The organism is Caballeronia sp. AZ1_KS37 (assembly GCF_023631165.1).
GTDB classification, from domain to species: Bacteria; Pseudomonadota; Gammaproteobacteria; order Burkholderiales; family Burkholderiaceae; genus Caballeronia; species Caballeronia zhejiangensis.
The window spans coordinates 91,567-104,339 of sequence record NZ_JALQDP010000032.1; the positions used below are offsets into that span (position 1 = coordinate 91,567).

Genomic DNA, 12,773 nt, shown 5'->3' on the forward strand with positions numbered 1-12,773 from the left:
CCGCCGTTGAACATTTCTCCACGCCTTTAAGCCTTCGCGCAGCTCTCCTTTCAACGGAGCGGCGCCGCCATCATGCAAGTCATCAGTCTTTTTCTTCACCCCTCCCGCGCAGCGCTCGACAATCATCGACACTATGCCGCCTTGCATGGGTATCGCCATATCGTCATCGACGCGGCAGACATCTATCGGAACGCGCCGGCGCAATGGCTCTTCAAGTACGAGTCGCTGCTTTCCGAAATGCACCGCGCCGAAGAGGGCGAGATCGTTTTGTTGCTGAGCGAGAACGCTGCGATCGTCGAGCCGGTGCCGCTCGACTTCGTGCTCGGCGAACGCGACTGGCTGCTCACCCGTATCAAGGACGTGCGGCCTCAACCCGATGTTCAAATCTGGCGCAACACGGCTCGGGTGCGCGCCGAGCTGCTGAAAGTCGTGAATCGCTGCCGGTTCGGATCGCCTATACCGCCAATCGAAACCGACCTGCTCGATGCCTTCGATGCATGCACGTTTCCTCGCGTTTGCGGTAACGCGCGGAGTCCGATCTACGCGGTGCTCGCCGCCAGTGGCCCCCTCATGCCCGTATGGCCGCGGTTTCGCGTATTCGCGCTCGCTATCGCCGAAGAGCACGCCGATCTCTCGCGAACATGCGTGCATCCCCGGCTGCGGGAAGCGCTCATCGAGCATCTCAATGCACATCGCAACAGCCATGCGCGTGCGTTCGAGGACGGCGCATCCGATGAAAGCACGATGACGGCCATGAGCACCTGCAATCCCGGACGGCCCGTGTCGATCACGACCGTCTACACGCCAGAGGCAGCGATCTACGGACGCATCGCAGAAGCGAACCTGCGTGAGTATTGCGAACGTCATGGCTATACCTTGTACGTGCATCGCGAGGTTCCGCGCCGCATCGCCGAACGCCTGCCGATGCGCGGCAATTGGGTCAAGCCTTTCCTGCTGCGCGAAAACCTCCCGCATCACGAATGGGCTTTCTGGCTCGACGCCGACACGCTCGTCAACGATCTCGACCGGCCACTCGAGTCTTTCTGCAGCAGCCGCGATCTCGTTCTTGCGCGCGATGTCGGCACCTGGATTTTCAATTCAGGCGTGATGGGCTTTCGCCGCACGCCTGCGAATGCCGCGCTACTCGATCGGGTCATCGCAAGCGTCGAGAACGTCGATGACAAGCAAAGTCTCGTATCGGGCGGCGGGGATCAATGGCATTTCAATTGCGCGGTCTCGGAGCAGGCATCGTTGGGCAGCGAAGAGATATGCAGCCTCGTTGACATCAACACGCCGTGGGGCTTTCGTGTGCCGTCGAGCTTTCTCGTTCACTATCACGGCATGTCGCCGCAGATGCGGGCGCTGCTCATGTCGTACGATCTTCGATTGCGCAGGGCCGAGATGGAACATGCGGGGATGGCTGTCGGTGATTCGGTAGGCATGAAATAGGTCCCAATTGTTTCGATTGGCGGTTTGGCATATTGGTGGGGCGATTGCACTCGGATAGCATCGAAGTTCTCCTTAACTATCCGAGGACATGAGTATATTTTCAGTGTCGAAGAAGCGCAGAAGGATCTGCCTGAAGCCGCCCGTCTCACCGAGCGGCGCTCCTCTCAGTGATACCGCTTCGCCATCGCCTCGAGTCCCATCGGCCTGATGCGATCCGCGTGTCCCGCGCAGCCGAACGCCTCGAACCGCTCGACGCATAAATCCCGCGCCGCCGCCGTCGCCGCCTTCAGCGCATGCCTCGGATCGAACTCCGACTTCGCCGACGCCATCGCGCGCCGCATCGCGCCGGTCATCGCGAGCCGGATATCCGTATCGATGTTCACCTTGCGCACGCCGTTCGCGATGCCGCGCCGAATTTCATCGACGGGCACGCCGAACGTCGCCGGAATCTCACCGCCATGCTCGCGGATGATCGCGAGCCATTCCTGCGGCACTGACGACGAACCGTGCATCACGAGATGCGTATCCGGAATGCGCGCGTGAATCTCGGCGATGCGATCGATCGCGAGAATATCGCCGGTTGGCTGGCGGCTGAACTTGTAAGCGCCGTGCGACGTGCCGATGGCGATCGCGAGCGCATCGATGCCCGTCGCCTCGACGAACGCGCGCGCTTCGTCGGGATCGGTCAGCAGGCGATCGTGACTCAGCGCGCCTTGTGCGCCGACGCCGTCCTCGTCGCCGGCGCGCCCCGTCTCCAGCGATCCGAGACAACCCAGCTCGCCCTCCACCGACACGCCCACCGAATGCGCCGCCTCGACGACGCGCCGGCTCACGTCCACGTTGTAGTCGTATTCCGCGGGCGTTTTCTGATCGGGCATGAGCGAGCCGTCCATCATCACGGAGGTGAAGCCCGAACGAATCGCCTGCTGGCAAACCGACGGGCTCGCGCCGTGATCCTGATGCAGCACCACCGGAATATCCGGATGCGCCTCGACCGCCGCCAACACCAGATGCCGCAGATACGGCTCGCCCGCATACTTGCGCGCGCCCGCCGACGCCTGCAGGATGACCGGGCTTCTCGTCGCCTCGGCCGCCTGCATGATCGCGTGGACCTGCTCCATGTTGTTGACGTTGAACGCGGGCACGCCGTAACCGTGCTCCGCCGCGTGATCCAGCAACTGCCTCAATGCGATGAAAGCCATCGTGATGTCTCCATGCAAAACGCGAAAATCATGCGGCCACGCGGCGCGCTTCGTCGACGAGCGCATCGGTCGTCACGCCGAAGTGCGCGAACAGTTCGCTGGCGGGCGCCGATTCACCGAAGCGATCGATGCCGATCACGCCGCCATTCAGCCCGACGTACTGCCGCCAGAACGCCGTGACGCCCGCTTCGATCGCGACACGCGGCACGCCTTCGGGCAGCACGCGTTCGCGCCACGCGTTGCACTGGCGATCGAACACGGTCGTCGAAGGCATCGACACGACGCGCGCGAGAATGCCCTCTTTCTTCAGCGGCTCGACGGCGGCGAGCGCAAGCGCGACTTCCGAGCCGGTCGCGATCAACACGACGCGGCGCGCATCGCGCTCGCAAGTCGAAGGCCAGTCGGCGAGCACGTAGCCGCCGCGCTCGATGCCGTCGATCTGCGCTTCGTCGCGCGGCACGAACGGCAAATTCTGCCGCGACAACAGCAGACACGAAGGCCGGTCGCGCTCGATCGCGCCGATCCACGCCTGCATCGTCTCGACCGTATCGCACGGACGCCACACGTCGAGGCCCGGAATCATGCGCAGCGTCGCGGCGTGTTCGATCGGCTGATGCGTCGGGCCATCCTCGCCGAGTCCGATGGAATCGTGCGTGAAAACGAACACCGTTCGCGTCTTCATCAGCGCGGCCATGCGCAGCGCATTGCGCGAATAGTCGGAGAACGTCAGAAACGTGCCGCCGAACGGCAGATACCCGCGATGCAGCGCAACGCCGTTCAGCACCGCGCTCATGCCGAACTCGCGCACGCCGAAGTGGATGTAGTTGCCCTTCTCCGGCGCGGCGCTTACATCGACCGCGTCCTTCCAGCGCGTGAGATTCGAGCCGGTCAGGTCGGCCGAACCGCCGAGCAATTCGGGCAACGCGCGCGCCAGTCCTTCGATCGCGAGTTGCGACGCCTTGCGGGTCGCGATGCTCTGTCGCGCGCGATCCGCATCGCGCACGAGCGTATGCGCCGTGTCGCGCCAGTTCGCGGGCAACGCGCCGCGCACGCGCCGCTCGAATTCGGCGGCCTCGCCCGGAAACACGCGGCGATACGCACCGAAGCGACGATTCCAGTCGTCCTGTGCCGCCGCGCCCGCCTCGCGCGCGTCCCACAGCGCGCGTATCGGCGATGGGATCTCGAACGGCGGATGCATCCAGCCAAGCGCGTGCCGCGTCGCTTCCACTTCGTCGGCGGGAAGCGGCGCGCCGTGCACATCGTGCGTGCCGGCCATCTTCGGCGCGCCGAGGCCGATCACCGTCTTGCAGCAGATCAGCGTCGGCCGGTCCGACTCGCGCGCGAGCTGCAACGCATGCGATACGTCGTCGACATCGTGGCCGTCCACCGCGCGCACGACATGCCAGCCGTACGATTCGAAGCGCTTCGGCGTATCGTCGGTGAACCAGCCGTCGACGTGGCCATCGATGGAAATGCCGTTGTCGTCGTAAAGCACGGTGAGCTTGTTCAGCCGCAACGTGCCCGCAAGCGACGCCGCTTCGTGCGACACGCCTTCCATCAGACAGCCATCGCCCGCGAAAACATACGTGCGATGGTCGACGATCTCATGCCCCGGCCGATTGAACTCGCGCGCGAGCAAGGCTTCGGCAAGCGCCATGCCGACTGCGTTCGTCAGCCCTTGCCCGAGCGGTCCGGTCGTCGTTTCGACGCCGGGCGTCACGCCGAATTCCGGATGTCCGGGCGTCTTGCTGCCCATCTGCCGGAAGCGCTTGATCTCGTCGATGGACAAGTCATAGCCGCTCAGATGCAGCAACGCATAGAGCAGCATCGAGCCGTGCCCGTTCGACAGCACGAAGCGGTCGCGATCGGGCCAGTCGGGATCGGCGGGATTATGTTTCAGATGACGTCCCCATAACGCGACCGCGATCTCCGCCATGCCCATCGGCATGCCGGGATGACCGGAGTTGGCCTGGCTCACGGCATCGACGGCGAGCATGCGCAACGCGTTCGCCATCTGCCGCGTGTCGGGTGAGCGATGAAGTCGGGGCAATGCTTCAGCGACGGCATTCATGTGATGCCTCCTTGGATGCGATGATGAGAAACCTTTCATGCGCGCGCGCGCCGGTCGCGTAGCTGCAGGATCATCGGCGTGAAGATGAGCTGCATCGCGAGACCCATCTTGCCGCCGGGCACGACGATCACATTCGGCCGCGACATGAACGAGTCGTGCAGCATCGTCAACAGATACGGAAAGTCGATGCCCTTCGGCTTCGCGAAGCGGATCACGACGAAGCTCTCGTCGGGCTGCGGAATCTCGCGCGACGTGAACGGGTTCGACGTATCCACGGTCGGCACGCGCTGGAAATTCACATGCGTGCGCGAGAATTGCGGGCAGATGTAGTTCACGTAATCGGGCATGCGGCGCAGGATCGTATCGACGACGGCTTCATGCGAGTATCCGCGCATCGTCTGATCGCGATGCAGCTTCTGAATCCATTCGAGATTGATGATCGGCACCACGCCGACGAGCAAGTCCGCATGACGCGCGATATCGACCTTGTCGGTGACGGCTGCGCCATGCAGGCCTTCGTAGAACATCATGTCCGTGCCGGGCGTGACGTCTTCCCATGGCGTGAAGGTGCCCGCTTCCTGCTTGTAATGCACGGCTTCGCCTTCATCGTGCACGTAGTGGCGAAACTTGCCGCCGCCGGTTTCGCCGTAGGTATCGAACAGCGTTTCGAGTTCAAGCAGCAGATTCGCTTCCGGCCCGAAGTGGCTGAAGTTGACGAGACCGTCGCGTTCGCTCTGCTTCATCGCTTCGCGCATGCCGAGGCGATCGTATCGATGGAACGCATCGCCTTCGACGATCTGCGCGTTGATTTTTTCGCGCCTGAAGATATGCGTGAAACTCTTCATGACGGTGGTGGTGCCGGCGCCGCTCGAACCGGTCACTGCAACGATCGGATGTTTGACTGACATGCGCTTGTCTCCCTGAATGTAATCGATGAGCGCCGTTTCAGATGCGGGATCAGGCTTCCGTTTCCGGCAGGAACAGCGAGCGCTCCTTGAACAAGGGCGACGTGAACGGCTTGTCCTCGCCGCGATCGTATTCGCCGTGATAGCGCTGAATGCGGTCGACTTCGTTGCGTGAGCCGAGTATCACGGGCACGCGTTGATGCAGCGCTTTCGGCTCGACATCGAGAATGCGTTCGCGCCCGGTGATCGACAGCCCGCCCGCCTGCTCGACGAGAAAGCTCATCGGGCTGGCTTCATACAGGAGACGCAGGCGGCCTTCCATCGCTGGCGTCTTGAAGTCGCGCGGATACATGAACACGCCGCCGCGCATGAGGATGCGATGCACTTCCGCGACCATCGATGCGATCCAGCGCATGTTGAAGTCCTGCGCGCGGCATCCGGTGCGGCCGTCCTTGCATTCCTGCACGTAGCGGCGCACGGGGGGTTCCCAGAAGCGCTCGTTCGATGCGTTGATCGCGAACTCGCACGAATCCTCGGGAATGCGAATATCGGAATGCGTGAGCACGAAGTTGCCGACATCGCGTTCGAGCGTGAAGCCGTGCGTGCCATTGCCGACGGAGAGCACGAGCATCGTCGACGGGCCGTAGATCGCATAGCCTGCCGCAACCTGCTCGCGGCCCGGACGCAGAAACGCTGCATCGTTGGGCGCGTCGCTTTCGTCGCTCGCGCGCCTCAACACCGAGAAGATCGATCCGACTACGCCGTTGATATCGATGTTGGACGAGCCATCGAGCGGATCGAACGCGAGCAGATACTCGCCGCGCGGATACGGCTCGGGAATCGCGTAGACGTCGTCCATTTCTTCCGACACCATGCCCGCGAGCAGACCGTCCCATTCGCAATGCTGCAGGAAGATATCGTTGGTCACGAGGTCGAGCTTCTTTTGTTCCTCGCCATGCGTATTGATCGATTGTGCCGAGCCGTGCTGTCCGCTCAACGCGCCGCGCGTCAATGCGGCCGCGATCGTCTTGATCGATGCGGCCACGTCGATCAACAGCGCGGAGAGTCCGCTCGCCGCCTCGGGTCCGGGCTTGCGGTCGAGCGTGTCGATCAGGAACTTCGATAAGGTCGTGCGTCCATCCTGCATCGCGTTCTCCTTCGAGTTATGAATCGGTGAACACGCGGCTCGCGCGGATATCGCTGGCGTCGAGTTGCATCAGCGCGTTGGCATCGGCGACACCGTTGCCGCTTTCAGCCGCGGCGAACAGCCGGTTCGCCTGACGCAGTCGCGCGCGATCCAGCGCATTGCGCACCGAACGCGCGTTGGCGAAGTTCGGCTGTCTGATGCGATGCGCGAGATAGTCTTCGAAGGCGCATCGCGCGGCGTCGTCGAAGCGGTAGTGCATGTCGCTCAGCATGTGCTCGGCGATTTGCAGAAGCTCGCCGGGCGCGTAGTCCGGAAATACGAGGTGATGCGCGATGCGCGAACGAAAGCCCGGGTTGCTATGAAAGAACGTCTCCATGCGCGACTCGTATCCCGCGAGGATCACGACGAGGTCGTCGCGCTGGTTCTCCATCGTTTGCAGCAGGATTTCAATGGCTTCCTGTCCGTAGTCGCGTTCGTTTTCCGGGCGATACAGGTAATAGGCCTCGTCGATGAAGAGCACGCCGCCCATCGCACGCTTGAGCACTTCGCGCGTTTTGGGCGCGGTATGGCCGATGTACTGGCCGACGAGATCGTCGCGTGTCACCGAGACGAGATGATTGCGGCGGATATAGCCCAGGCGATGCAGCACTTGCGCCATGCGCAGCGCAACCGTGGTCTTGCCGGTTCCGGGATTGCCCGAGAAGCACATGTGCAGCGTGGGCGCACCCGATGCGATACCGAGTGTCTCGCGGGCGCGCTCCACGAGCAGATGGGCGGCGATCTCGCGGATGCGCGTCTTGACCGGCGCGAGGCCGATGAGATCGCGGTCCAGTTCCGCCAGTACTTCGCCGATGCGCGATTCGCGATAGAGCGCCATCAGGTCGGCGTGCATCGCTTTCGCTTGCGGCGCTTCTTCGAGCGTGGCTTCGGCGTTCATGGTCGGTGTTCCTCATCAATAACGCTCGCCGCTCGGGCGATCGGTTGCGTAGGTGCGGATCGCATAGCGCTGGATGCGGCTTCTGTCGTCCTGGCGTTCGAGTCGGAAGCCTCGTTCTTCCGCTGGGCGATTCACCATGAACGAGAGGCGCATCGTTTCGAATCCGCGGACCGAGTCGAAGGCGTTCACCTTGATGTAGTGGTTCGGATACGTCTTGCGGCATTCGTTCACTTCCATCAGCACGCCGGCGGCATCGTGGAGGTCGAACATGGGGAGGCCCCACATTTCCCAATACGTATTCCTTGGATGGGGATCGTCGGTGTATTCCACCGAGCAGGCCCAGCCTTGCTCTAACGCGTAATTGATCTGTGCGGATATTTCTTCGTCGGTTAATGGTGGCAGGAAGGAGAATGTTCCTTGGGTGATGTTCATTTCGGGTTCCTTATGTTTGGAGATTCGGCTTCTTCTATGAAATCCTGTGTTCGCGGCGGTCTATTAGCGTTGCCCCTGTGCGGGGCGGCAGTCACTTTCTTTGCTGCTGCAAAGAAAGTAACCAAAGAAAGCAGCTTCCGATACGCCCGCGGTCACACGCAATTTGGGTAGTCCTCTCGTCCATCGTGGGCTGCCTAAAGAGTGCCCTCATAGGCCCCATCGGGCTTGGATCGCGCACGGTCTGCCACATCGCACCACACACCGAACGGGTTCAGCACCAAATAGCTCCGGCCCGCTTCGCGGCCGACCGGTCCATCGGGGATGCATGTGCTTCTCTACTAACGTCTCCATCTCACTGCAATCGCCGCCCTTTGGTTTTCCTTGCGGACCCGGCGGCAGCGCGTAGCGCTGTGCCGAAGCTGTTTCGTGCTGAACCAGTGTCCTCAACACCTTCGGGCGGCAGACCGTGCGCGATCCAAGCCCGATTAGGTGTTTGAGGGCACTCTTTAGGCGAGTGCCGCCTGTGACGAGAGGACTACCCAACGTGCGTGTGACCGCGGGCCTGAAAAGCTGCTTTCTTTGGTTACTTTCTTTGCAGCAGCAAAGAAAGTGACTGCCGCCCCGCACAGGGGCAGTGCTAATAGACCGACACGAAAACGGGATCCGGCGACAACAACAACAACAACAACAAACCTCTTAAACCCCCGCCGTAGCAGTAACAGCAAAATCCGGCGTATCCGTCGACGCATAATTGAAAGTGACATCGCGCCAGGTATCGAGCGCCTGCTGCAACGGCGTACACCTCCGCGCGGCGGTTTCAAGAATATCGGGGCCTTCACGAGCAATATCCCGCCCTTCATTCCGCGCTTTCACCATGGCTTCGAGCGCGACGCGATTGGCCGTCGCCCCGGCCTGAATCCCTTGCGGATGTCCAATCGTCCCGCCGCCGAATTGCAGAATGCAGTCATCCCCAAAGAGATCGAGCAACTGATGCATCTGCCCTGCGTGAATCCCGCCCGATGCCACCGGCATCACCTTGCGCAACCCCGCCCACGGTTGATCGAAGAAAATCCCTCGCGACAGATCAGGCTCATTGCGCGCCTCGCGGCACACGTTGTAATAGCCCTGCACCGACAACGGATCGCCTTCCAGCTTGCCGACGGCAGTGCCCGCATGAGCATGATCGACGCCCGCCATCCGCAGCCACTTCGCGATCACGCGAAACGAGATGCCATGATTGCGCTGCCGCGTATAAGTCCCATGTCCCGCGCGATGCAGATGCAGAATCATGTCGTTGCGACGCGCCCACTTCGACATCGACTGAATAGCGGTCCAGCCGATCACGAGATCGATCATCACGATGCACGACCCGAGTTCCTTCGCGAATTCCGCGCGCTCGTACATGTCTTCCATCGTGCCGGCCGTCACGTTCAGATAGTGACCCTTCACTTCGCCGGTCTCGGCTTGCGCGCGGCTCACCGCTTCCATCGCGAAGAGGTAACGATCGCGCCAGTGCATGAACGCCTGCGAATTGATGTTCTCGTCGTCCTTCAGAAAATCGAGCCCGCCTTTCAAGCCTTCGTACACGACGCGCCCATAGTTCTTTCCCGACAAGCCGAGCTTCGGCTTCACGGTCGCACCGAGCAGCGGACGTCCGTATTTATCGAGCCGCTCGCGTTCGACGACGATGCCCGTCGGCGGTCCCTGAAACGTCTTCAGATACGCAACGGGAATACGCATGTCTTCGAGCCGCAGCGCCTTCAACGGCTTGAAGCCGAACACATTGCCGATGATCGACGCCGTCAGGTTCGCGACCGATCCCTCTTCGAAAAGATCGAGTTCGTACGCGATGTAAGCGAAGTACTGCGGCTCGTCGGCGCGCGCATTCGGCACCGGTTCGACGCGATACGCCTTCGCGCGGTACATGTCGCATGCAGTGAGACGGTCGGTCCACACGACCGTCCATGTCGCCGTCGACGACTCGCCCGCCACGGCCGCAGCCGCTTCCTCCGGCTCGACACCCGCTTGCGGCGTGATGCGAAAGAGCGCGACGACGTCGGTGTCCTTCGGCGTGTAATCGGGCTGCCAGTAGCCCATCTCGCGATACTTCATGACGCCGGCCGCATAGCGCGAGCGCGGATCGGACGGATTGCGCACCGCCTCGACGGCGGCCTTGCTGAAGTCGTTCATTCCGTTTCCTCGACAGTGAGATGAGAGTGGCGTCGCGGTGCTGCTCGAAGCGATCGCCGCTTGTGAACCGCGCCCTGCTGTCATTGCAGAGTAAGCACGCGTCGCACAGAAAGGAATTCACGAATTACTTGCCCGGGCTTAAGCGATGCCTTAGTCGGGAATAGCCCTGATGCGTTTATGAACGAAGCAATGGGACACTGTGTTCTGATTTCGTCACAGTCGGCGCGCATCATGAGCGAGCCGCGCTCTTCGGCATCCGCTTCATGTCATTGGCATGGCGCTTGCATCGTCGAAGGGCCGGCCCCCTCCCGGCCGCCTGGCGGATTCGTCCGCATCGGCAAATCATCGAAGCGGTATCGAGGCATCAACCCGACTCATCTGGAGGAACGCCCATGCAATGGACCACGCCGAGCTTCACCGATATGCGTTTTGGTTTTGAAATCACGATGTATATCGCCACCCGCTAAACGCGGACCGAACCCGCACGAAGCCGCATCGAAGCGATGGCGGCTCTTTCGTGCGGCTACGAATACTTTCGCCGACCATCATGATTTACGAGACCATCGTCACGACCGCGGATCGCGATGGCCGGCCGCATATCGCGCCGATGGGCGTGCGCTTCGAAGAGGGCCTCGCGATTCTTGCGCCGTTCCGTCCGTCGACGACGCTCGATAACGTCATCGCGACGAAGAGCGCCGTCATCAATCTGACGACGGACGTGCGCGTGTTCGCGGGCTGCGTGACGGGCATTGCGCGCGACTGGCCGACGGTTGCCGCGAGCACGGTGCCAAGCGTGCGGCTCGCATCGACGCTCGCGCATATCGAGCTGCGTCTCGCCGAACTTCTCGATGACGAAGCGCGCCCGACGTTGCGCATGGAATGTGTGCATCGCGAGACGCATGCGCCGTTTCCGGGCTTCAATCGCGCGCAGGCGGCGGTTGTCGAAGGCGCGATTCTCGTGAGCCGGCTGTTCATGTTGCCGCCTGAAAAGGTGGATAGCGAGGTGGCGTATTTGCGGATCGCCATCGACAAGACTGCGGGCGACGCCGAGCGCGAGGCCTGGCAATGGCTTTTGCAGGCGATCGAGGCGCATCGCGCGAAGGCTGTGAGCTGACGCGTTTTCCTTAGCCATCCCTCTGGAGTTTCGACGATGACCGCATTGCTCGCGAGCGTCCGCTCGGCCGACGAAGCCTTCGATGCGGCGGACGCCGGCGCCGAACTGATCGACCTGAAGGAGCCGGGCGCGGGCGCGCTGGGCGCTGTTGCGATCGGCGATATCGCGCGTATCGTGGGGGCGTTGCGTGCGCGGTATGCGGTGCGGCCGATCAGCGCGACGATCGGCGATTTGCCCAACGATGCGCTCGACGAGATGACCGCGCGCGTGCTCGATGTCGCGGCTACGGGCGTCGATTATGTGAAGGTCGGGGTGTCGCCCGGGGCGGGCGCTTTTGCGTGCTTGCGGCATCTGGCGAGCTTGCCGGCGGCTGTCGTGCCGGTGTTGTTATCCGACGATGGCGTGGATCGCGAACTGGCCGCGCTTGCGGCGCAACTGGGTTTTGTGGGCATCGTGTTCGATACGGCGAGCAAGGACGGGCGCACGTTGTTCGATTGCGTCGATGTGGGGGCGCTTGCTTCCTGCATCGGCGATGCGCGCAAGCGGGGGACGATGATTGCCGTCGCCGGGTCTCTGCGTTGGGACGATCTCGACAGGATTCGTTTGCTCGCGCCGGATATTGCCGGGTTTCGTGGGGCTCTTTGCGATGAGCGCGATGGACGTACTGGGAGGCTTGATCCGCTTCGCGTCGAGAAGTGGGTTCGGGCTTTGCGTCTTGCTCGCTGAGCGTTTGTTATTCGGGGGCTTTTTCGCCGGATCCCGGTTTCGCGTCGGTCTATTAGCGTTGCCCCTGTGCGGGGCGGCACTCACTTTCTTTGCTGCTGCAAAGAAAGTAAGCAAAGAAAGCAGCTTCCGATACGCCCGCGGTCACACGCAATTTGGGTAGTCCTCTCGTCACAGGCGGCACTCGCCTAAAGAGTGCCCTCAAACACCTAATCGGGCTTGGCTCGCACACGGTCCGCCGCCCGAAAACGCTGAGGACACTGGTTCAGCACGAAAGAGCTTCGGCACAGCGCTACGCGCTGCCGCCCGGTATGCAAGGGAAACCAACGTGCGGCAAGTGCAGCGAGATTGAGACGTTAGTAGCGAAGCACGCGCGGACCCGATTGACCGGTCGGCCGCGAAGCGGGCCGGAGCTATGTGGTGCTGAACCAGTTTGTTGTGTGGTGCGATGTGACAGACCGTGCGCGAGCCAAGCCCGATGGGGCCTATGAGGGCACTCGTTAGGCAGCCCACGATGGACGAGAGGACTACCCAAATTGCGTGTGACCGCGGGCGTATCGGAAGCTGCTTTCTTTGGTTACTTGTATATTGAATCTGGCGTCC

11 protein-coding genes are annotated in these 12,773 nt (G+C 62.1%); 4 read left to right on the forward strand and 7 right to left on the reverse strand.

All coding sequences use genetic code 11. The features are described from left to right. The first annotated feature begins 72 nt into the window (after positions 1-72). Positions 73-1,449 (forward strand): glycosyltransferase family protein, encoded by a 1,377-nt coding sequence (locus NCS00_RS19805; protein ID WP_250440790.1) that lies wholly within the window; start codon positions 73-75, stop codon positions 1,447-1,449. Positions 1,450-1,613: 164 nt separating this feature from the next. Here NCS00_RS19805 and fba read toward each other — a convergent pair whose 3' ends face one another. From fba to NCS00_RS19840, 7 genes are all read right to left on the reverse strand, one after another. Next, a complete protein-coding gene (fba, locus tag NCS00_RS19810; protein ID WP_008354342.1) occupies positions 1,614-2,651 on the reverse strand; it encodes a class II fructose-bisphosphate aldolase in 1,038 nt (345 codons plus the stop codon). 28 nt (positions 2,652-2,679) lie between these two features. Continuing rightward, positions 2,680-4,722, reverse strand: coding sequence for a transketolase (tkt, locus tag NCS00_RS19815; protein ID WP_250440791.1), 2,043 nt, complete (start codon positions 4,720-4,722; stop codon positions 2,680-2,682). A gap of 35 nt (positions 4,723-4,757) precedes the next feature. Continuing rightward, positions 4,758-5,630, reverse strand: coding sequence for a phosphoribulokinase (locus NCS00_RS19820; RefSeq protein WP_175982833.1), 873 nt, complete (start codon positions 5,628-5,630; stop codon positions 4,758-4,760). 49 nt (positions 5,631-5,679) lie between these two features. After that, a complete protein-coding gene (locus tag NCS00_RS19825) occupies positions 5,680-6,774 on the reverse strand; it encodes a class 1 fructose-bisphosphatase (RefSeq protein WP_008354339.1) in 1,095 nt (364 codons plus the stop codon). 16 nt (positions 6,775-6,790) lie between these two features. Continuing rightward, positions 6,791-7,711 (reverse strand): CbbX protein, encoded by a 921-nt coding sequence (cbbX, locus tag NCS00_RS19830; RefSeq protein ID WP_008354338.1) that lies wholly within the window; start codon positions 7,709-7,711, stop codon positions 6,791-6,793. A gap of 15 nt (positions 7,712-7,726) precedes the next feature. Continuing rightward, complete coding sequence (locus tag NCS00_RS19835) at positions 7,727-8,143, reverse strand: ribulose bisphosphate carboxylase small subunit (protein ID WP_008354337.1); 417 nt, start codon at positions 8,141-8,143, stop codon at positions 7,727-7,729. A 696-nt stretch (positions 8,144-8,839) separates the two neighbouring features. Then, positions 8,840-10,333: a form I ribulose bisphosphate carboxylase large subunit gene (locus tag NCS00_RS19840; protein WP_250440792.1), complete on the reverse strand. Its 1,494-nt coding sequence runs from the start codon at positions 10,331-10,333 to the stop codon at positions 8,840-8,842. 392 nt (positions 10,334-10,725) lie between these two features. On the opposite strand from NCS00_RS19840, the gene pqqA reads away from it, so the two are divergent. The 3 genes from pqqA (at position 10,726) to NCS00_RS19855 (ending at position 12,173) form a co-directional block, all read left to right on the forward strand. Next, positions 10,726-10,800, forward strand: coding sequence for a pyrroloquinoline quinone precursor peptide PqqA (gene pqqA / locus NCS00_RS19845; RefSeq protein ID WP_008354335.1), 75 nt, complete (start codon positions 10,726-10,728; stop codon positions 10,798-10,800). A gap of 80 nt (positions 10,801-10,880) precedes the next feature. Then, positions 10,881-11,447, forward strand: a complete 567-nt coding sequence (locus tag NCS00_RS19850; RefSeq protein WP_008354334.1) for a DUF447 domain-containing protein — start codon at positions 10,881-10,883, stop codon at positions 11,445-11,447. Positions 11,448-11,483: 36 nt separating this feature from the next. Next, positions 11,484-12,173: a (5-formylfuran-3-yl)methyl phosphate synthase gene (locus tag NCS00_RS19855; RefSeq protein ID WP_175983317.1), complete on the forward strand. Its 690-nt coding sequence runs from the start codon at positions 11,484-11,486 to the stop codon at positions 12,171-12,173. Positions 12,174-12,773: the final 600 nt, after the last annotated feature.